Origin of the sequence: Schaalia sp. JY-X159 (genome assembly GCF_014525425.1) — a bacterium.
Lineage (GTDB): Bacteria > Actinomycetota > Actinomycetes > Actinomycetales > Actinomycetaceae > Scrofimicrobium.
Map to the genome: position 1 here is coordinate 391,059 of NZ_JACEXI010000002.1, position 19,955 is coordinate 411,013.

At 58.9% G+C, this 19,955-nt stretch carries 17 protein-coding genes; 8 read left to right on the top strand and 9 right to left on the bottom strand.

Features of this window, described 5'->3' with window-relative positions; genetic code table 11:
* Positions 1-32: 32 nt before the first annotated feature.
* Genes IDL90_RS04705 through IDL90_RS11685 form a run of 3 tightly spaced genes read right to left on the bottom strand, consistent with a single transcriptional unit; the run spans position 33 to position 5,793 of the window.
* Positions 33-1,193, bottom strand: a complete 1,161-nt coding sequence (locus IDL90_RS04705; protein WP_187994537.1) for a GIY-YIG nuclease family protein — start codon at positions 1,191-1,193, stop codon at positions 33-35.
* Complete coding sequence (locus IDL90_RS04710; RefSeq protein WP_187994538.1) at positions 1,190-3,130, bottom strand: DEAD/DEAH box helicase; 1,941 nt, start codon at positions 3,128-3,130, stop codon at positions 1,190-1,192. The genes IDL90_RS04705 and IDL90_RS04710 overlap by 4 nt, the downstream gene beginning before the upstream one ends.
* A complete protein-coding gene (locus IDL90_RS11685; RefSeq protein WP_187994539.1) occupies positions 3,127-5,793 on the bottom strand; it encodes a DNA methyltransferase in 2,667 nt (888 codons plus the stop codon). Before IDL90_RS11685 ends, IDL90_RS04710 begins: the two co-directional genes overlap by 4 nt.
* A gap of 185 nt (positions 5,794-5,978) precedes the next feature.
* On the opposite strand from IDL90_RS11685, the gene IDL90_RS04720 reads away from it, so the two are divergent.
* Positions 5,979-6,353: a DUF4357 domain-containing protein gene (locus tag IDL90_RS04720; RefSeq protein WP_223175180.1), complete on the top strand. Its 375-nt coding sequence runs from the start codon at positions 5,979-5,981 to the stop codon at positions 6,351-6,353.
* Positions 6,354-6,402: 49 nt separating this feature from the next.
* Here IDL90_RS04720 and IDL90_RS04725 read toward each other — a convergent pair whose 3' ends face one another.
* Positions 6,403-8,778 carry a cell wall-binding repeat-containing protein gene (locus IDL90_RS04725; RefSeq protein WP_187994540.1) on the bottom strand — a complete coding sequence of 792 codons (2,376 nt, stop codon included), beginning with the start codon at positions 8,776-8,778 and terminating at the stop codon, positions 6,403-6,405.
* A 321-nt stretch (positions 8,779-9,099) separates the two neighbouring features.
* Between IDL90_RS04725 and IDL90_RS04730 the strand changes: the two genes are divergently transcribed.
* The 5 genes from IDL90_RS04730 to IDL90_RS04750 all read left to right on the top strand — a co-directional run bounded on the left by IDL90_RS04730 (position 9,100) and on the right by IDL90_RS04750 (position 12,041).
* Positions 9,100-10,425, top strand: a complete 1,326-nt coding sequence (locus IDL90_RS04730) for a Fic family protein (protein WP_187994541.1) — start codon at positions 9,100-9,102, stop codon at positions 10,423-10,425.
* A gap of 278 nt (positions 10,426-10,703) precedes the next feature.
* Positions 10,704-11,198, top strand: a complete 495-nt coding sequence (locus IDL90_RS04735) for a DUF2975 domain-containing protein (RefSeq protein WP_187994542.1) — start codon at positions 10,704-10,706, stop codon at positions 11,196-11,198.
* On the top strand, positions 11,198-11,401 hold the full coding sequence (locus tag IDL90_RS04740; RefSeq protein ID WP_187994543.1) for a helix-turn-helix transcriptional regulator: 204 nt from the start codon (positions 11,198-11,200) through the stop codon (positions 11,399-11,401). Before IDL90_RS04735 ends, IDL90_RS04740 begins: the two co-directional genes overlap by 1 nt.
* Before the next feature lie 65 nt (positions 11,402-11,466).
* Positions 11,467-11,670 (top strand): hypothetical protein, encoded by a 204-nt coding sequence (locus IDL90_RS04745; RefSeq protein ID WP_187994544.1) that lies wholly within the window; start codon positions 11,467-11,469, stop codon positions 11,668-11,670.
* Positions 11,667-12,041: a type II toxin-antitoxin system death-on-curing family toxin gene (locus tag IDL90_RS04750; protein WP_187994545.1), complete on the top strand. Its 375-nt coding sequence runs from the start codon at positions 11,667-11,669 to the stop codon at positions 12,039-12,041. The genes IDL90_RS04745 and IDL90_RS04750 overlap by 4 nt, the downstream gene beginning before the upstream one ends.
* Positions 12,042-12,137: 96 nt before the next feature.
* Here the strand turns inward: IDL90_RS04750 and IDL90_RS04755 are convergent, their stop codons facing one another.
* Positions 12,138-13,016 carry an aldo/keto reductase gene (locus tag IDL90_RS04755; RefSeq protein WP_187994546.1) on the bottom strand — a complete coding sequence of 293 codons (879 nt, stop codon included), beginning with the start codon at positions 13,014-13,016 and terminating at the stop codon, positions 12,138-12,140.
* Between the two features lie 109 nt (positions 13,017-13,125).
* Between IDL90_RS04755 and IDL90_RS04760 the strand changes: the two genes are divergently transcribed.
* Entirely contained in the window at positions 13,126-13,815 is a 690-nt protein-coding gene (locus tag IDL90_RS04760; RefSeq protein WP_187994547.1) for a TetR/AcrR family transcriptional regulator, read from the top strand.
* Here the strand turns inward: IDL90_RS04760 and IDL90_RS04765 are convergent.
* Positions 13,812-14,411, bottom strand: a complete 600-nt coding sequence (locus tag IDL90_RS04765; RefSeq protein WP_182142581.1) for a MarR family winged helix-turn-helix transcriptional regulator — start codon at positions 14,409-14,411, stop codon at positions 13,812-13,814. The two genes, IDL90_RS04760 and IDL90_RS04765, sit on opposite strands and share 4 nt — an antisense overlap.
* A gap of 136 nt (positions 14,412-14,547) precedes the next feature.
* Here IDL90_RS04765 and IDL90_RS04770 point away from each other — a divergent pair, with 136 nt between their 5' ends.
* Positions 14,548-16,680, top strand: coding sequence for an MMPL family transporter (locus tag IDL90_RS04770; protein ID WP_316930283.1), 2,133 nt, complete (start codon positions 14,548-14,550; stop codon positions 16,678-16,680).
* A 44-nt stretch (positions 16,681-16,724) separates the two neighbouring features.
* Here the strand turns inward: IDL90_RS04770 and nrdF are convergent, their stop codons facing one another.
* The 3 genes from nrdF to IDL90_RS04785 form a co-directional block, all read right to left on the bottom strand.
* A complete protein-coding gene (nrdF, locus tag IDL90_RS04775; protein ID WP_182141652.1) occupies positions 16,725-17,735 on the bottom strand; it encodes a class 1b ribonucleoside-diphosphate reductase subunit beta in 1,011 nt (336 codons plus the stop codon).
* A gap of 123 nt (positions 17,736-17,858) precedes the next feature.
* Complete coding sequence (locus IDL90_RS04780; RefSeq protein WP_187994549.1) at positions 17,859-19,166, bottom strand: alpha/beta fold hydrolase; 1,308 nt, start codon at positions 19,164-19,166, stop codon at positions 17,859-17,861.
* 7 nt (positions 19,167-19,173) lie between these two features.
* On the bottom strand, positions 19,174-19,932 hold the full coding sequence (locus IDL90_RS04785) for a ribonuclease H (RefSeq protein WP_187994550.1): 759 nt from the start codon (positions 19,930-19,932) through the stop codon (positions 19,174-19,176).
* Positions 19,933-19,955 lie beyond the last annotated feature (23 nt).

Sequence of the window (19,955 nt, forward strand, 5' to 3'; positions counted from 1 at the left end):
GGTAGGGTCTCCAGCGCAGTACCACTCTCGCATCAGCGGACCCTCGGCTTCAACGTGCCTGCCTCCCTGTCGTACACCCAGTTCACGATGCTGCCATCTTGGACGAATGTGAGGGCTCGGTCGATCGCCTCCAGAGGCACATCAAACCACTCGGACGCCTCGGCAGCTCTCCCGTCCAGACCAACCTGCTCGAACGGCACGCGCGACGTTGCAAACACCGTGTGCAACAGGTGCTCTAGAGAGGCCGCTCGCAGGTTGTACGTCTTGTAGTCCGCAACCACCTCCACGGGTGCCATCAGATACGTGACCTGCTTTTCCGCCCCAACAAGACGCCGCTTCACACTTCCGCGGGTGAACCCGATCTTGTGCAGATTCGGTCTCCCCACTACCTCCGGGTGGTCGCTCAGAGATCTCAACACATATATGTGGCCGGTCAGTTCATCCCCTGCTTCCAGCTCCGTGATGGTCACCTCCCTCTGGGTGACGAGGAAGCTGTCCTCTTCATGCAAACGCGAGGTGAGGGACTGTCGATACATGCTCGACTCGGTCCCGTTCTCAAAAATGACCCGCAAGCGCTCTTTGCGCCTTCCCGCGACCACTTCGGTCTCCCCAACTTCCGCCACAAACAGCATGACTCCGCCGAGGACGAAGAACGTCCCCTTCTGAATGTGTGCTTCCACTGGATCTGCGGCCAGACCCGCAACGCCGGAACGCAGCTCCGCGTGCTTCTGCTTGAACAGGGGTTCAAACGCCTCGAAACCCTTCGCACGTTCACGTTTCGCCACCCACTCAGGCTCACCTCTGGTGATCTTCTTCGGCAGCATCGAAGTGTCCAGGATGCCCGTTTCGTCCTCAAGCAGGTCGTCATCAAGGGCCAAGATGTCTTCTAGGGACAGCTCTTCTTCCGCTCCCTCGGCAAGGAGCCTGTGCTCATCCAGATTTGCGAGGGCCTCGACTTTCTCTGGGTTGGCGCGGATGCCATCAAGGCGCGCCCCCAGCCGCCGCTCCTGGATCGTTCGCACCGTCGGATCGGGTTCGCGACCATGCTCCACCACAAAGTCGTTGATCTCTACAAATGACCTTCTCAGACGATCATGACCGGTCAGTACCGGCGCCTTCTCTGGCTCATCAAGCAGCCCATCATCATCTGACGCGAAGATCTCTTCCAGACTGGTCGGCATTTCCGCGCTCATGCGTTCACCTTCGCTTGACTTGCTTTGGCGCGACGCAGGAACAAGAGGATCTCAGCCAAGCGCTTCTCATGCGGGTCTTTAGAGCGAATGGACGGCACCCGGCCCTCCATCCGCTGGAACTCCCGGAGCTTCGGATACATGAGCACCGCTTCTTCCGCGGTAACTTCGATCCGCGTCTCCGCGATGGCATCCATAACAACCCGCAGAGTTTTAGGATCGACAGACTTTGAGAGAACTTCGAACGCGCGCTGGAACGGGTTCACCTTGTCGATCAGGTTGATGTCCAGCTTGTCGAGGTCGACATACTTCTTGGCCAGCATCACGAATTTCTTGTCCCCGACTTCCTTGACCTCCCCGGCTTTTACAACCGAGTCGACCACGACATGCTGGCGCAAAGACTCGGCTTCCGCACTGTTCAGATCAGGGTAGCGTTCCCGCAGGATCTTGGGGATCAAGACCTTGTTGGCAACCTCGGCATCGAGTTGGCCCGCCGCAGCGCGCCGGAAGCCCGGGTCTTGCAGGATAGTGGCCTTCAAATCATTTAGGTCTGTCTCAATAATCTGCCGCACCCGATCGGTTGGCGGAGCCTTCAAACCCTTGACCGCCAGCGTCCCTGGCTCTGGCGCCTCCCCCGGTTCCTTGGGCTTGAAGTTGAAGTTTGGCGCCAAGACCTGCTCCATCAGCAGCGAAGCCGTGATTGCTTTGAGCATTGTGTTCACCGCGGTCGTCACTTCGTCGGCATCGGCCGCTGGCTCCGCGATGAGGTTGGTGAACTGAGCCCGCGGCTTCCCCTGTGCGTCCCGCGTCACTCGACCGATGATCTGGATGACCTCCGTCAAGGAGGACCTGTGCCCAACTGTCAGAGCATGTTCGGCAAACGGCCAGTCGAAGCCCTCCTTCGCCATTCCGAGGGCGATGATGACGTCCACCGCATCCTTGTCTTTGGCTGCAACTTGCCCTAGGTATCCGAGAAGGTTTGACCGTGCCATCAAGTCTGAATCGTCCACTAGGTCGGCAACCCGCAGTACCCTTCCATCCGGTGTGCGCAGCCGCATGATCCCGGATTCATCCTTCCCCTCAAAAGTCCCAATGAGGTCGAGGATCCTGTTGACTTCCTCGATTTTGTCCTTGGTTGATTCGGAAGAGTTCACAGAAGGAATGTGAATCAGTGTCTTCAGATCCGGGTCGAACACCTCGTGGATCGCATCCGTGTAACGCCCCTGGTAGAAGTGGTGACCGATCCCCAGGCTCTTGAGGTGCTTGTAGCCGTTGAGTTGGTCGTAGTAGTTGAACGTGACGGGAGTGAACTTCTCTTCATCTTCCGGCATGAGGACGGGTACCGAATCCCCCCGGAAGTAGGAGCCCGTCATCGCCACAACATGCGCGCTGGAACCCGACATGATTTCGTGCACCACTTGTCCAAGCCGACTGGAATCCTTGTCGGCCGATACGTGGTGAAACTCGTCGATTGCCACAAGAGTGTCATCAAAAGCCGAGGCCGGAAGCTTCGCCATCGCAAAACGCAACGTCGCGTGGGTGCAAACCAGCACTGTGTCGTCACCTTCAAGGAAACGCAGGAACGCGTCAACCTTGCCGCTGTCCCCTCCGGGAGTGCACAGGTTGTTGCGATCTTCTATCTCCCAGTCCGCAAAGAACCCGTGTTGTACGAGGGCGGTGCTGGCAAACGAGGCGCCAATGGAACGTTCGGGAACAGCGATGATGATCTTGTTGATTCCCTGATGGAAGAGTTTGTCGAGGGCGACGAACATGAGTGCCCGGGACTTCCCCGATGCCGGAGGTGCTTTTACCAGCAGGTATTGCGCATCCTTCTCAGCAAATACGCGGCGTTGCATGTCTCGCATCCCAAGTTCGTCGACATCGACGGAGCTCTGGTTGGCCGCATAGTTGATCTCTATTAGATTCTCTGGCTGCCTCATGCTGATTCCTTCGCACTGGTCTTTTGCACATACAAGTCAAACAGCAACGCAAGACGGTCCTCATCCGAAGCGAACCCGCTCTTGCGGTACAGGGTGTCCACTGCATCATCGAGCTCTTTATGGGCCAGCCGCAGGTTGCCGGGCATCAAGTCCGGGTCATAGAGCTCCGCCAACGTCTTCTCACTGTGGTACTCGCGCACATCCAGCACCCGCAGGGCCCTCTGGGTCAACGTTTCCTTCTGCGCCGCCGTCAGATTGGGCACTGGGAAGGTGTTGTAAACCAGGGTGTTCGAGTAGCGGAAATCCGTCTTCAGCTTCCCACCCACCGCACGCAGCCAAGCCATGTGCATGCGTGAGGTCACCAGCGCAAACACCCATGGCTCGGCGTCGTAGATGGCGAACGCCAGGTTTGATATGACTGTGTCCGGACCCAGGTATCCAATCGGAACATACTCGCGACGCTCGGATGAGACGCTGGGAACAATGATGGCCGTCCCTTCACGCTGTTCCCTGAACATCCAAGGTCTCTCTGCAAGTTTTCGTGCCCCAGCATCTCGGCTGGCGAGCCGCTTCAATCGGGTCTTCTCAACCCGCTCTGCAATTCCGGGAATCAACAGCGCACTCTCAACTTGGTTTGGCGTGATCCACAGGCACCACCGCTCTTGGCCGTTTATGTATTCTTGGCTGCCGGTGATCTTACGGACAAACTCGACCGCTTCGGGATACTGAAGCAACAGCTGCTCCTTGTCCCTGAGACTGAGCAAGAGGTTCCCTCCGTCCACAGGCTTGTTTCCGTAGGTCATTCGCGGAATCGTCGGAGACAGGGGCTCGCCCCGCTTCGGGCCAACCACAATGTTCGGCCCGCTCGCCAAGTAGGGGTTGATGTTCGGAACGATCCGACGCACCCCGTCCGTGTTCAGGTGCTTTGGGCGGGTGCTCTCCGACCTCAAACCAATGACAGCCACCGTGACTCCGGCGTTACCGCGTGCATTATTCGTCCATTTGAAAGAGGTATAGGCAAAGCCGATCTCAACCCCAAGTGCAAAGATCATTGGGAACATCAATGCAACGTGCTGGCCCTGCGTGACGGAGTTCGTGGTAACAAAAGCCAGCTCTGCGGACGTGTCGGCAATATACCTCGCGCCCTTGTAGAACCAGATAGCGATGTAGTCGAGGTTTCTTGAATAGGCAACGCCCTCGAATGCAAATGTGTAGTCAGCCTTCTGTTCCGCAGTTTGTTTGCCGCTTCCAGAATACGGTGGGTTTCCCACCAGGTAGATCTCAGTTTCCCCGTCGTTGGGACACACCTGGTTCCAGTCAATACGGGCAGCGTTGCCCGTAACGATCTGGCCGGCGTCTTTGAGGGGGATTAGCGGGATGTCGATACCGAAGATCTCGTTGAACTCTTGGTTCATCTGGTGTTTGGCGATCCACAACGAAAGCACCGCTACCTCGCGGGCCAACGGGTCGATCTCAATGCCGTAGAAGTTGGTGATCTTGATGCGGGAACCAAACAGCTCAGACTGGAGGTTCTGCCCACCAAGACTCTTGAGGATTTCATTTTCAAGCCTGCGTAGCTCTTTGTAAGCAATGACAAGGAAATTCCCCGACCCACAGGCTGGATCAAAAACCTTGATGCTCCCAATTCTGTCGAGCAGGCGGTTCAGTCGGGCTGGTTTGCCTTGAGCGGCCTCGAACTCTTCCCACAGTCCCTCCATGAAGAGCGGGTCAATCGTCTTGAGGATGTTGGGCACAGACGTGTAATGCTGGCCCAGGTCACCGCGCAGCTTTGGGTCAACAACGGCTTGGAACATGGAGCCGAAGATGTCTGGGTTGATCTCATCCCACCGCAAGTGACCACTGCGCAGAAGAAGGTTGCGTGCCTGGCGACTGAAGTGCGGAACGACCTCGGCACCCCGAGCGAACAGCTGGCCATTTACATAAGGGAAAGCGCGAACCAGCGCAGGCTTGGCTGCCGGGTCCTCCGTGTCCAATGCGTCGAACACCTGGGTGAGGAAGGACTGCAGGTCAGAACCGTCCTCTTGCGTCAGGGACTCAACCTTCTCAGTGAAAAGACCTTTCGTGAAGATTCCTGTGTCCTCAGCAAAGAAGCAGAACAACAGTCTGGTGAAGAAGAGGTTGAGGCTGTGACGGGAAATATCCTCAGGTGAGTTCTCTTTGGCTAGTTCATCGAACAGTTTGCCCAGGCGTTCTGCAGCTTTGATGTCAGCGTGCGCCTCAGCCACATACTGGGCTTTCTCCATTCCGGCCCAAGGCAGGAAGAACTCGAAGTGCTCATCGACCTCGTCAATCGCAATATCCAAGGTCTCACCGCTGGCACGGTCCAAGGCGACAAGGTTCTTGTAGTCGGTGGCGATCAGGAAACGCGTGTCGTATTTGGCAACCGTTGGGGACGAGTCCAGCTCCGCGATAGTCAAGTGGAGGTCCGCATCGGTCGGTTTGAAGTAGACGACACCCTTTTGGGCGACCTCGACCTCGGGATTATCGGCAATGTTCAGGTTTCCGGAGCGCAACCGGGTGACAGAAGCCCGCGACCTTCCGAGAGCTACCAGCAGGTCGAAGATGAACTCCCGTGAGTAGGTGGGACGGCGCGCTAAATCAGCGACTCGATCTTGAATGTCCGCAACACTAAGCCGTGCCACACGTCCTCCTTGACTACAAAAATCTCAGTTTGTATCACTCAGGTTAACCGAGTGGAGCACCCGAGGGACGCAATCTGCGGCTTTGCCGCACATTCTCACCTTCGCCTGTCTAACCTTGGGGAAGACAAGAAATTTGAGGTGGGACGTGGCGAGACGCACCAGGGTCTACATCCACTTCGGCACACGTGCGCTACCTAGAATCAGCACTCATCAACCTCGCCAAGAAGGTTGGTCGTGTCTCTCTAGAGAATGTTGCCTCACCCACGGGAGGGGCGCCACTGCCAGAGGCCGACGCTTCCAACATGGATGTCCTACTGAACAGCTGGGCCGAAGCCACCAAAGTCCAACACGCGACGCGGCAGGAGCTTCGCAGCAAGCTCTTTGCCGACGGGGCGCTCCGCTCTGAAGGTGCCGTTGCTGTCGCGACACGTGACATCGTCTTCTCGTCACCGTCTGCTGCAAGCGCCACCGCCCTCGGCCGAGCCTCTTCAAATGGTCGCATCGAGTGGAAAACTCAGGACGGACAAACGCTCTCAGCATGGGAGCAGAGCGTCGGCTAAGGACGCGAAGGGTTCTGACTGCCCATGACCCGGAATCCGCCCTCGGCCCCTACCTGCTCTGCGCCCCCTCAGCCCGCGACTGTGCGTCGTGGTTGTCGGCGGATTGGGGTTGCTCGCCTGACTGCGGTTGGTCGGGCTGCGGTTCATCGGTCGATTGCTCCTCCACAGGGGCATCCGCATAGCCGAAGTGCAAGTCCAGCATTCCAAGCCTTGCTTCGAACCAGGTGAGGATCTGCTCGGTCGACACCACGTCCGAGGACGGGCGGCCAAGGGAGTTCCACCGGTTCGCCTCCGCCGTCCACACATCGCTTGGCACGGTGGCGTGTAGGTTCGCTGACTTCTGCTGGAGGTTCTCAACAGAGAAGATCCCACTGTCACGCAGTTGTGCGTAGCGGGCTTCGACCTCGGGCCTGAAGGCCTGGTAGGTCTTGAACCAAGGCTTCTCTTCCGTGTCCTCGTTCTCATAGTCCATCAGCAGCTTGGTCTCTACCGCCGGGTCCAGCAGTCTGCCGGTCGAGTTCATTCCAAACGTGGTGTCTTTATCCCAGGGTAGGAAGAACCATTTGTCGAGGTCGTAAGAGACTACCTGCAGGTCTTGGGCGCGCCCATCCCAGTCGTAGAGAAGCTCAATCATCAGAAGCATGTCGATCATGTTGCCCTTGTCGAAATGCTTATCGAACTGGGCCTCGAAGTTCTCCTGGCTGCCGTTGATGACACTCGACAGCTCATCAATAGCCGACTTTTGATCGTCGGTGAACAGGTCTGTTGACGACAGATAGTTGTCAATCCAAGTGCCTATGCCATCGGAGCCAAGCTTCGTCCATGTCTTCTCAAGCGTGTATCCGCCACGGGCGTCAAACTCCATATATATGTTCGACGTGTTGTAGGGGTCGATGTTGAAGTTGTCAGGATCATGGCCAAGGGTGAGTGTGGAGATCCCATAGTGCTTCCCATCCATGGTGACCCGTGAGATGTTGGTTTGGGGGAATCCCAACGCACCGGGGTTGTTGGCTGTGGTGGAGTGGCTGACTTCAGAACCACTGTTCCGGCTAGCGATCATCTCTTCCCACAGGCCAAACGCCAATGGGTTGCGGGACTGTGTTGGATCAATCCACTCTGCCTTCGCAATCCAGGAGTCAGTCGGCACAGAAGAGCCAACCTGAACCAATATCGGGCGGGTGCGCTGCTTGTCCGAATACCACTTCAGGGTCCAGTTCTTCTTCGGCCAGCGCGCAGTGGATGTGCCCTGAACCTGGATGGTTCCAAAACTCTTGAAGGTGGCATCCCCCGTCCCAATGGAAAGACACACGGGCAGAGGTCCCTGAGACTTGGCGGTCGGCAGCGCCTGACCCAACGTCTCGACTCCAATGTTGATCATCGATGAGGCGTCTTGAATATGCACGGTGCCGGAGCTTGGCTGGAGGTTGCCGCCGCTGCAGCTCTCTGCTTGGACGCGGGGCGGAAGTGCGTTGAGGTCGCACGGCGTGGTGGACGGAGACAGAACGCTCTTCCCACCGACCAGGGTCACATCCTCGACCAGCAAATCCTTCAAAGCAGTGTGACCCGAGGACGGAAGGCATGTCTTGCGGGACAGAAGTAAGGGTTGACCTTCACGGCCTGCCGCAGCTGCGGCTGCCAGCGCATCCGGGTAGTTCTCTCCAGTCGCCATGAATGCACCCCTGGTTGGGAGGAACTGGCCGCTCGCGATATCCGCAGAGGTTTCGTAGCGGTTAGATCCCGCATACCGCACAACGTGGGTCGAGGCCGCCAAGGCGCTAGAGATCTGGTTGCTTACAATTGCAGGGCCACCTGCGATGAAACTGCTTGACGCGCCAAGTTTCTTTGCGACTTTGCTGGCAGAATCCGCGTGCTGCTTCCCGTCACCAATCAGCAGGAGCGGGGCTTGGTGTTGTCCAGCAGCCGCCCCCAACGCAAGTGCATCAGGGTAGTTATTACCGGTTGCGATGTAGAGGGTGTCGGCACCATCGGCGCCCCAGCCATACTCCACGGTTCGCAGTGATGTTTCGTAACGGTTGGCACCGCCGAGCCTCACGACTTTGCTGGCGTTCGCGGCCGCAGCGGCCTCCTCGGCAACCTTCTGTGACACGGCCCCGTCACCGCCAATGACAACAATGCCGCTTGGCTTCAGCCTCTGAAGCTCGTCAGCAGTTGCTTTGGAGAGAGCGTTGGGTGCGGTGAACAAAAGCGAGGCGTCAAGCTTCACCGCCAGCGGAGCTGCAGTCGTCGCATCGGCAAAGCTCTGGCCTGAAGCCAGAACAACAGTATCCACCCCAGCCTTGGGAAATGACGCTTGCGAAACCAAACTAGCTGTCTCATAGCGGGTGGATCCGCCAATCCTCTGCTCAGCCGACCAACCGTCCACAACCTCTGTCGCAGCATTCGCAGGAACAGTAGCGCCAAACATTAATGCTGCTGTAATTAATAGAGGAACGGTCAGTCTTGAAGATCGCTTGAAAATTGAAATCACCCCGTGAAACAGAACTGCCAAATGTCGGGAGGCACTGCTGAGAACGCAAACCCGCAAACACGTTTCAAGCTAGCACGGTTCGCTGGAGCGCGAGGTCCACCTGGAAGGTGAGCCCCACGACAACCTAGGCGACAGACGGCTTGGCGGCCTCGAGCCATTCGGGGAGGCACAACCTAAGTCGGAATAGCGGGGTTTTTATTCCGGGTTATACTGTCTAAGTCGGAATATAAGGGCGTTTATTCCGACTTAGGAGGTAGCATGGCCGACTCCAAAGCAGGGCCCGGTCGACTTGGGGACAGCGCAGATGCAAGCGTGCCATTAATTGTCCACGGCCGCCGCGCCGTCAATTGGCAGCAAAGCCAAAGGGGTGGGAGTCGCGAAGACCGCATGATGCGGCAGACAACCGTGCGCCTACCTCCGACGATTGCCGACTACCAACCGCGACTCGGCTCGCTGGTTGCAGCGGAGTCCGAGGGCGCGCTCGCGGCTATTGCGCAGCTTGATGCCGAACACGGCCCGGACCTGGCGGCGATATCAACACTCTTGCTCCGCGCAGAGTCTGTTGCCTCATCCAAAATCGAACGCATCGAGGCTTCTGTGGAGGACTTTGCGAGAGCAGCTCACGGAATCAGGTCCAACCCCTCCGCTACCTCAATGGTGGCCTCGGCGGACGCGCTAAATGACCTGATCCTCTCCGTTGAAGGCGGCCAGCCAATAACACTTGAGAAGGTCCTCTCAGCTCACCGGATCCTCATGGCCGATGACCCCTACGAGGCGCGGGATGCTGGGCGCATCCGTACCGTGCAGAACTGGATCGGTGGATCTGACTACTCGCCACGCGGGGCGCAGTACGTTCCCCCTCCGCCCGAGACCGTCGAAGACTACCTGGGGGACCTGCTGGCTTTTGCGAACAGAAGCGATGTTCCCGTCCTCGTTCAAGCAGCCATCGTCCACGCCCAGTTTGAGTCGATCCATCCCTTCACCGACGGGAACGGACGGATCGGGAGGGCGTTGATCAACACGGTTTTCAGACGTCGAGGGGCGACCTCGCAGGTCGTCGTCCCTCTTGCTTCGGCGCTGGTCGCAAAACGGGACACCTACTTTGAGGTACTTGCCGCATACAGGGAGGGCGATGCGGGCCCACTGATCCGTATGTTTGCACTCGCAGCTCGCAGTGCGGCAAACGAATCCAGAGTGACGGCCCAGAACCTGACGCTGATGCCGGCGGACTGGGAAGAACAGTACGCAGAGAGCACCGGAAGGAAACCGCGCGGCAACAGCGCCGCAGCCAGCATTCTCACGGAGCTCCCACACACCCCGTTCTTCACCGCTGAAGAGATGTCAGAGCTCATTGGCAAGGCGTCCTCGTCCGTCTACAGCGCTATTGAGAAGTTGGCGGAGGTTGGGGTGTTGCAACCGTTGACCAACCGCAAGCGCAAGCAGGTTTGGTGTGTGCCATCAATAGTGGATGAACTCGAAGATCTTGGAGGGCGAATTGAGAGCCGGACAAGCCTGGACCCACTGTGGCCAGAGATCGTCAGCCAGACCGCGCTGGCTCTGAAGGCCGCCGCGCAGACAGAGTGAATGTTGTCAGCAATGAACCTTGAACCAGTCGACTCGCAGTTGCGGTCCGCGCTGGCACTGCTGGACTAGGGCGCGGGTGGCCAACGTCGCCGAAGTCGACACCAAACCACGCCAAGGTCGCCGAAGACAACGTAGGTCGCCGGTGTTTGGGCGAATTGTCGGCGACCTATGCTGACATCGGCGACCTTGGGCATGTGGGGCCGCAGCATCAAGCCGCCCATCGATCCGGGACTAGCCAACCTATTGACTTTCGATAGATTTCTATCGATAATCGATGTATGAATCTCGATGCCTCTCGCCCACCGTTGGCACTTGTCGTCACCACCGAGGTGCTTCTTGGCGTACTATCCCTAGTCGGCCTCGGCGCAATCGCTCTACTTCCCGGCGTCTCCGCAAGCGTCGCTGACAGCCTTCCCGAGTATGCGAACTTGCGCGGTCCGCTGCTGGCGCTCGCGATTGCCTTCACGTTTCTCGGCCTCGTAGCCCTGGCGATGGTCGCCCTGCTGGTGCAGCGCATCTATGGAGAGACCGTCCTCGAACAACGTTCCGTTATGTGGGTCGATGTGCTTGTGGGCACTCTGGTTTGCGCGGCCGCCCTCATCGTCGCAGGATTTGTGGTGATCAGCAATGGCCAGGCGGGTAGTCCGTTCTTGGCGCTCATCCAGGTGATGGCTTGCCTCGGCCTGGTCGCCCTCGCCTGCATCACCCTGGTTCTGCGGTCGCTCCTGAAGAGCGCCATCGCCATGGCCACAGAGTTGGAGGAGGTCGTCTGATGGCCATCCGCATCACGATCGACCGCATGCTGGCCGAACGCGGGATGAGCGTCGGCGACTTCGCGGAAGCAGTTGGAATCACCCCGGCGAACGTCGCGGTGCTGAAGAATGGACGCGCGAAGGCGGTGCGGTTCACGACCCTCGACGCGATCTGCCGCGTCTTGGAATGCCAGCCCGGGGACATACTGCGATACGAGGACTGAGGGGCCTGCAACCTTCGGGCAATCGACCACTATCACCCTTGGTACTGAAGTGGTACCATCACGACATGGCTATGCAACTACGGCTCTCACCAGAAGAAGACAGAATGCTGAATGAACTGGCTGAAGAGGGGGCGACCTCCAAGAACCAGCTCATCGCATCGCTGGTCAAAGAGGCATGGGAACGCAAGCGTGCCCGAAACTTCACCTTCGCCCTTCTAGACCAGATCAGCGAGGAGCGAAGCAACCTCCTTGACCGCCTCGCCCAATGACCGTTTGGTGGCCCGAGTTCTCTGACATCCAAGCATGGCTCGTCCAGCGCGGGTATGAATCGCGCGACTGGGGTCTGTTGGCTGCATGCATTGACAGACCGCTGACCACGTTGGGCGGCCAAGAGATGTACCCAACGATATGGGCCAAGGTTGCGGCTCTGCTCGATTCCGTACAGCGCAACCACCCTCTCATCGACGGCAACAAGCGCTTGGGCTTTCTGCTCGCAAGCCTGGTCTTAAACGGCAACGGCATTAGCGATCGAGCAGTCAGTGACGACCAGTGGTATGAGGTGATTGTCGCGTGCGCATCGGACCACTTAGAGGTCACTGAGGTCGCCTCCCGCCTAGAGAGCCTCCTGAAAGACCACTAGCCAAACTGCGTGGCTCAGTCGCCGTACACCTCGCGTGCCATGCGGAACACCGCCCACGCCTTCGGCCACCCGGGCGCGTATTACGCCCAGACTTCCTCACGCCTCCGGAATGTCGAAGACGAAACTGCTGAAGTCCATGTCGTCGGGCACCATCGTCATACCCTGTTCGAGGGCGTCAATGGCGGCCAGCTCGTCGCCCGAAAGCTCAAAGTCGAAGACATCAAAGTTCTCCGCGATACGCGCCGGCTTCACCGACTTGGGGATAACCTGACGGCCCTCTTGGATATGCCAGCGCAGCATCACCTGGGCTGGCGACTTCCCGTGAGCCTCACCAATCGCCACGATGGTCGGGTTTGTCAGCGGAGTGTCGCCGTTACTGTAGGTGCGAAGCCCACCGATTGGCGACCATGCCTGGGTGAGGATCCCGTGAGCACGGTTGAAGTCCTGTAGTTCCCGCTGCTGGGTGTAGGGGTGCACTTCGATCTGGTTCACCGTGGGGACGACCTCGGTCTCATTGAGCAGTCTCTCCAGACGGACCGGCAGGAAGTTGCTGACGCCGATAGCGCGCAGCTTTCCGTCGGCAAGCAGGGTTTCCAGTGCTTTGTAGGACGCGATGGTCTTGTCGAACTCGGTCGGGTTGGCCTGGTGCAGGATGAGCAGATCAATCTGCTCGAGGCCGAGCTTCGCCGAAGCCTTCTCGAACGCGTGCAGTGTTTCGTTGTATCCGTAGTCGGTGACCCAAACTTTGGTCTCGACAAAGACGTCAGAGCGGTCGAGGCCGGAACGGCGCAGCGCCTCCCCGACCCCCTTTTCGTTGCCGTAGGCAGCGGCAGTGTCGATGTGGCGGTATCCGACCTCGAGGGCGGCCTGCACGGCCACCATAGTTTCCTCGGGAGGGGTCTGGTAGACGCCGAAGCCGATCTGAGGAAGGGTGACGCCGTTGTTCAGCGTGAAGTGAGGCTGCGTGGTGGTCATGGACTGGTCCTCTCAAACTCAAAATCTCTAAACGGATTGTTTCTATCCGTTTACATGAGCGTAACACGTAAGTGGATAGTTTGTCTCCGCTTAGGGTAGTGTGATTTCCATGACCGAACCAGGAAGTACCGAACCCGACACCGCGGAGCCAACGCTCCGCAAGGACGCCGCCCTCAACCGTGAACGGCTCATAGAAGCAGGTCGGGACCTATTCGCCAAACGCGGCCTCAGCGCAACCCTCAACGATGTCGCCCGTCACGCCGGGCTTGGGGTCGGCACTGCGTACCGTCGCTTCGCCAACAAGGATGAGCTGATCGACGCCATTTCGCAGCAGCAGAACAAGGAGATGGAGCAGGTCCTTGCTGACGCCCTCGCCGAACCGGACCCCTGGGACGGCCTCGTCCTCTTCTTGGAGCGGTCCACGGCAATGCAGGCGCGTGACCGCGGAATGGCGCAGATTTTTACCGGACGCCACTCCTGCAACGTCAGTTACGACGAGACCCGCGACCGTTTGGCCCCACTGGTGGACGAGGTCGCGGCGCGCGCCCGCAACTCCGGGCAACTCCGAGCAGACGTCACGGGAACCGACCTCATCTTCATTCAGGTGGCACTCAGCAGTGTCGCGGCAGTTGCTCAGGACGGGCACCAGCCCGCAGACCGCAGTGACACCAGCGAGCTGTATCGGCGCTACCTGTGGATCACCCTCGACGGGTTGCGCGCCGACCGCGATCCGTCGCCGCTCCCGGTCCCACCACTGAGCGTCGACGACACACACGAGTTGCTGAGGACGGAAGCCTAGCCTCGGCCGCCAACCGAACCACGATTCCCCGCCCCGTCCCACCCCTGGCTGCCCGCACTTATCTCACCAATCATGTCGTCGAGGAACCGAATCACGGTAGCGCGTTCCTCGGCGGTGAGGCGGGCAGCCGCATTGAACCGCCTCGCCTGAGCCAGCCCAACAGTCTGCATTGCCGCTTCCTTGGTCTCGTCCGTAATGGTGATGGCCAAAGCGCGCCGATCTGTAGGATGCGGGGAACGGACAATATGTCCACCCGCTTCCAGCCGGTCCAAAAGTTTTGTGGTTGACGCGGTGGATATCCCCAGGTGAGCGGCGATAATGCTGGGGGTAACAATGGCATCGGCGTGCCGGGAGACGATGAGGAAGTGGAGCGCCTTCATGTCCGTTTTGCCCAGCTTCATGTAACGCTGGGAGGCCTCTGACAAGCCCTGCTCCGCATCGCGGAGACGGGCCAGGGCGTTCATCACTTCGGTAACTTGGCGCTGATCGTCAGGGGATATATGAGACCGATCGACAAGGACGGAGTGCGGATCATTCATGTTGACGTCATAGAGGCGCACGCTTGCCGCCTGGACGTTCGCATCCTCATTCGCCATATGGACACTATACCTTGTCGCATATTTCATTATGTGTTTATTATTAGCCTCGTTAGCATTTATATAATCTAGGTACTTTTGGGACGATATGGACACGATAGCCACAAAAAGATCTTCGGCTCCACGATGGTTACGGGTGGCCATTCCGGCCGTCCTCGTCCTCATCTGGCTCACCGCTGCAGCCATCGGCGGCCCGTACTTTGGCAAGGTGTCTGAGGTTGCGTCCAATGACCAAACCACCTACCTTCCCGAAAGCGCGGATGCCACCCAGGTTCAATCTCTGCTTGGGGAATTCAACGACTCCAACGCGATTCCGGCCATCGTCGTCTTCACGGCCGCGGAACCACTGACTGAGACGCAGGTTGCTGCCCTGGAAGACGCCCTCAGACAAGCAACTGCCACCGAGGGCGTCACGGAGGTGTCCCCACTCATTCCCTCCGCAGACGACCTCGCCGCACAGGCATTCGTTCCCATCGCGACGGACTCGGACATTGCTGAAGTGGTGTCGCAACTCAGCGACGAACTCAAGTCCACCACACCTGACGGCCTTGAAGTCTTCGTGACCGGACCCGCGGGTTTCACGTCCGATCTGGTTGAGGGCTTTGCGGGTATCGACGGTATCCTTCTCGGCGTTGCACTACTGGCTGTCTTGATCATCCTCATCCTGGTCTACAGGTCCTTCCTGCTACCCATTGCTGTCCTCTCCACCAGCATGTTCGCGCTCTGTGCAGCGCTACTAACCGTGTGGTGGCTAGCGAAGTGGGAAATCCTGGCGCTCAGCGGACAAACCCAAGGCATCCTCTTCATCCTGGTCATCGGCGCAGCCACTGACTATTCGTTGCTCTACGTGGCGCGCTACCGTGAGGAGCTGCGCGTCCACTCAGACAAGTGGGCGGCCACCCAGGGAGCGCTCAAGGGAGCTTTCGAACCGATTCTCGCCTCCGGGGGCACAGTCATTGCTGGCCTCATGTGCCTGCTGCTCAGTGACCTCAAGTCGAACAGCACCCTGGGCCCGGTTGCTTCCATCGGCATCCTTTTTGCTATGGCTTCAGCATTAACCCTGTTGCCCGCCATTCTCTTTGCATTCGGACGGGCAGCATTTTGGCCGCGTGTGCCCAAGTTCGAACCAGTCGTGGTGGCGGCCGAGGGCGGACTGCCGAACCGAGGAATCTGGACGAAACTGGCGGACGTTATCAAGCGGCGCCCCCGAGCAATTTGGGTGACAACCACAATGGTTCTGCTCATCGGGGCGCTGGGAGTCACCCAACTGAATGCGGTCGGGGTCCCGCAATCCGACCTCGTCCTCGGACAATCTGAGGCGCGTGATGGTCAAGTCGCCTTGGGCGAGCACTTCCCCGGCGGTTCTGGATCACCGGCGCAAATCATCGTTGACCATGGTGAGATGCAAGCGGCGGTCGCAACTCTTCTAGCAAACGACGGCATCGACAGTGTTTCGGTCACCGCGGCTGACTCACCCAGCGGAAGCGCGCCCGTGACAGAGGACGGAATCCAACCACTCGGACCACCCGGGACGCCCAGTCCAGAACCAACTGTTGTGAACGGTCAAGTGCTCCTGCAGGGAACACTGACGGATGCGGCGGATTCTGATGCTGCGGGGCAGACCGTTCGTGATATTAGAGCGGAGTTCGAGGCCGCGGCTCCGAGCGCCCTCGTCGGAGGTGTCACCGCAACTGCCGTTGACACCAACCAGGCGTCGATCCACGACCGCAACCTCATCATTCCTGTAGTCCTCGTCGTCATCACTGCAATCTTGATGGTCTTGCTGAGGTCGATTGTTGCGCCAATCTTGTTGATCGCGACAACGGTCCTGTCGTTCGGCACGGCCATGGGGGTTTCTGCAATCATGTTCAACCATGTCTTGGACTTCCCTGGCGCGGACCCAGCTGTGCCGCTGTATGGGTTTATCTTCTTGGTTGCCCTCGGCATTGACTACAACATCTTCCTGATGACTCGAGTTCGGGAGGAGTCGTTGAAACACGGCACACGGCAGGGGATTCTGCGGGGTCTTACCATCACGGGAGGTGTAATTACGTCGGCGGGTCTGGTGCTTGCGGCGACCTTTGCGGCCTTGTCGGTGATCCCGATCCTCTTCCTGGTACAACTGGCGTTCATTGTTGCATTCGGGGTGCTGCTTGACACGTTCGTGGTGCGGACATTGCTAGTTCCCGCCTTGACGTACGACATTGGGCGGGCGATTTGGTGGCCATCAAGGTTGGCAAAGGCGGGAGATGGCGAGGCGCGCACTTAGACGCACCCGCCGCCCCGAACCACCGTTGGCTAAGGTTGGCGGTCCTAGAAGTCCCAGTCCTCATCCTCCGTCTCCACGATCTCCCCAATCACATAGGAGGATCCGGAGCCAGAGAAGAAGTCGTGCGTCTCATTGGCATCGGGGGCCAGCTGTGCCAGGATCGCCGGATTCACGTTTGTCGCATCAGCGGGGAACAACGCATCGAAACCCAGGTTCATCAGGGCCTTGTTGGCGTTGTAGCGCAGGAACTTCTTCACGTCCTCGGTCAACCCCACCGGGTCGTAAAGATCCTCCGTGAACTGCTCTTCATTGTCATAGAGCTCCATGAGCAGATCGAGGGCGAATCCGCGCAACTCATCCTGGCGCTCCGCACTAGCCTTCTTGTACGCCACCTGGAACTTGTACCCGATGTAGTAGCCGTGAACGGCCTCGTCCCTAATGATCAGGCGGATGATGTCGGCGGAGTTCGTCAACTTGCCGTGCGACGCCCAGTACAGGGAATCGTAAAAGCCGGAGTAGAACATGAACGACTCCAGCATCACCGAAGCGATCTTCTTCTTCTCCGGGTCATCAGCAACGTAGAAGGAGTTGATGATCTCTGCCTTCTTCTGCACCTGCGGGTTCTCTTTGGCCCAGCGGAAAGTCTTGTTGATGTCCTCAGTGCTGAGCAGTGTGGAAAAGATGGAGCTGTACGACTTGGCGTGCACCGACTCCATGAATGCGATGTTGGTGTAAACCGCTTCTTCGTGCTGGGTGTAGGAATCAGGTATCAGGCTCACCGCACCGACGGTGCCCTGCAGGGTGTCGAGCAAGGTCAGGTTCGTGAAGACGTTGCTGAACGTGTCCTTCTCTTCCTGGCTGAGTGTCTTCCACGAAGGGATGTCATTCGACAACGGAATCTTTTCAGGCAACCAGAAGTTGCCGGTGAGCCGATCCCAGACCTCTAGGTCCTTGTCGTCCTCAATCTTGTTCCAGTTAATGGCCTCAAACACCTCATGCCCATCAACGGTTTCGCTGCCAACCCCCAGTGGGGCTTTGCGCTCTTCAGGTGACATTGAGACTCCTCCATTTCGCAATTTCTCAGTTGCATACGCGGTCCGCAGATCCTGCTTCATGCTAGACCTTCGTCCTAGCCTAACGACTTCCCGGGCCCGACTCCATTAGCCCATCCTCGCCACCTACTCAGCCAGGAGCTCTTTCAGTCCATCAAACACCTTCGAGCCCCCAGAACGCAGACCATCGTGCTGCATGCGATTGGTCACCCACGTCCGCGTGTTGGGCATTAGGTTCGCCGTTTGCTTCGACAACTCACGTGGAACATAGATATCATCGTCGTAAATTAGCGCCGCCTTGGGCACATCCACCTGCGCGAGGACGTCCCGGTCGTAAGTCTGCGGCCACGCGTCCCTCTGTGCCAGCGACTCAACGACCGGTAGCAGTGCTGCTGTCGCGGGGTCCTCACCGACGAGGGCGGGGAACAGGTGCTCGGCGGTCAAGTACCAGGGAACCCTCAGATCGAGAGGATCCGCGTCCAAATCAAAACCCTCAAACTCTGAAGAAAGCCGTAGCGCAGCCCAGTTGGTTCCCCCACCGGTTGCCTCAGCGGTGGTCTGCCCGTAGATGGCTTCCTGTAGAACCCAGTACAGCGGAGACAGCGCGCCTGAAAGGTGGCCCCCGACCTCAGCTAGGAAGCGGCTGGTCAAACGCCGTTGCCCCCCACGCATTTCAAACGGACCCTCCCACAGGTAGTGCAGAAGGTCAAAGTTGATCGACCCTCCCAGGGAAAGACCCAGGGACCTGAGCCGGGTTGGGGTAAGCCGCTCGCCAGTCGGCAGCCTCTCATCACTATCGCGTAGGTGGGCTGCCACTTCGCGGATAGCCTGTTCATCTTCAACATAGCGTTTGAAGTAGGTCTGATTGCGCCCGGCAGTCAGCGGGTAAGTGAGCCTGTAAATCTCCTCAATCCCCACTAGGCCAGCCAAACCCCCGGTGAAGAAAGATTCTTTGAGGGCGTCAGGGTGTTGCGACAGGTAGCCCAGAGTAAGGAAGCCCCCGTACGACTGCCCCAAAGTCGACCACTTCTTGCCCTTGCCGACCTCGGCACGAAACGCCTCTGCATCGCTGAGTATCTGGTTCTGCAAGAACATGGAAGTGAACAGTGCCGGGTCATCTTCACCCATGATCACGTCTGCGGACAGAGCCGTGGACTGTCCGGTCCCACGCTGGTCGAGCAGCAAGACCCGGTAGTCGCTCAGCGCCTCACCAATCCACCCCTCACGGAAGTTACCTACCCGCGGTCCAGCACCACCGGGACCGCCCTGAAGGAAGACGAGCAACGGTCGATCTTCCCCGCCCGGAGCCACAATCTGACGCGCAAACACCTCAATCTCACGGCCCCCGTAGTGCTGACCCGTCGGGTCTAAAGGCACGTTGAGCCGGTGCTCGTGGACCTGGCAGGAATGCTGGATGTATGAAGTAGTACGCATGGGTCAATTAGAACAGGCGACCATCGCCGCCGTCACCCCCGTCATCCAGTAGTGCGAGTGCCTGCCACGCCAAGTCAGCATCCAACAGCAGAAGCGGCGCCTTCCCAGGCTCTGTGATGGTCACCGGGTCCAAATGGGCACTGGCCAGCACATCCGTCCAGCGCCGTGTCGCGTCTGCCGCCGCAATCGCGACAATGGATTCGTCCGAGGGCGCCTGCGAGTGCCCCCGAGAGGTACCTCCCGCTGCCCGCACCGAACCGCGGGCCGCCGCAAGCGCCGTGCGCGACCCGACTGTCTCAGTGAACCCGGGTCCCGTCGGCACGGCCCGCCCGGTCTTATGCGCTTCCGCAGCCGCCCTCGCCCGCAAGTCCGCGGCCTCATTCATATCGTGTCCGGCGTGCCCCTTCACCCACTCAAAGCGGACATCCCGACCCTTCATAGCCTTGTCAATCCGCTCCAGCAGTTCCCGGTTCATCACCGGTTTGCCATCCGCCTTCTTCCATCCACGCCTCTTCCAACCTGGCATCCACTTCGTCACAGAGTTGATGACGTACTGAGAATCAGCCAGAACCACCAGCGGTTCGTCCTCGAACCCAGCCGCAGCCGTGTCTTCCAGTAAGCGGACCAGCGCCATGAGTTCCCCAATATTGTTGGTCGCGCGGTCAAAACCCCCCGCAGCCCAGGCGTCGGGGGACACAACCCAGGCCCAACCGGCAGGGCCCGGATTCCCGAGGGCGGAACCATCCACAGCAGCAGTAATTGTCATGCGCTGATGATAGCTAGCCCCTC

Coding starts and splice junctions, on each gene's coding strand:
- IDL90_RS04735 (WP_187994542.1), top strand. CDS start 10,704: ATGAATCTCGATGCCTCTCGCCCACCGTTGGCACTTGTCGTCACCACC.
- IDL90_RS04705 (WP_187994537.1), bottom strand. CDS start 1,193: ATGAGCGCGGAAATGCCGACCAGTCTGGAAGAGATCTTCGCGTCAGAT.
- IDL90_RS04785 (WP_187994550.1), bottom strand. CDS start 19,932: ATGACAATTACTGCTGCTGTGGATGGTTCCGCCCTCGGGAATCCGGGC.
- IDL90_RS04760 (WP_187994547.1), top strand. CDS start 13,126: ATGACCGAACCAGGAAGTACCGAACCCGACACCGCGGAGCCAACGCTC.
- nrdF (WP_182141652.1), bottom strand. CDS start 17,735: ATGTCACCTGAAGAGCGCAAAGCCCCACTGGGGGTTGGCAGCGAAACC.
- IDL90_RS04750 (WP_187994545.1), top strand. CDS start 11,667: ATGACCGTTTGGTGGCCCGAGTTCTCTGACATCCAAGCATGGCTCGTC.
- IDL90_RS04755 (WP_187994546.1), bottom strand. CDS start 13,016: ATGACCACCACGCAGCCTCACTTCACGCTGAACAACGGCGTCACCCTT.
- IDL90_RS04765 (WP_182142581.1), bottom strand. CDS start 14,411: ATGGCGAATGAGGATGCGAACGTCCAGGCGGCAAGCGTGCGCCTCTAT.
- IDL90_RS04730 (WP_187994541.1), top strand. CDS start 9,100: ATGGCCGACTCCAAAGCAGGGCCCGGTCGACTTGGGGACAGCGCAGAT.
- IDL90_RS04725 (WP_187994540.1), bottom strand. CDS start 8,778: ATGTTTGGCGCTACTGTTCCTGCGAATGCTGCGACAGAGGTTGTGGAC.
- IDL90_RS04710 (WP_187994538.1), bottom strand. CDS start 3,130: ATGAGGCAGCCAGAGAATCTAATAGAGATCAACTATGCGGCCAACCAG.
- IDL90_RS04740 (WP_187994543.1), top strand. CDS start 11,198: ATGGCCATCCGCATCACGATCGACCGCATGCTGGCCGAACGCGGGATG.
- IDL90_RS04780 (WP_187994549.1), bottom strand. CDS start 19,166: ATGCGTACTACTTCATACATCCAGCATTCCTGCCAGGTCCACGAGCAC.
- IDL90_RS04745 (WP_187994544.1), top strand. CDS start 11,467: ATGGCTATGCAACTACGGCTCTCACCAGAAGAAGACAGAATGCTGAAT.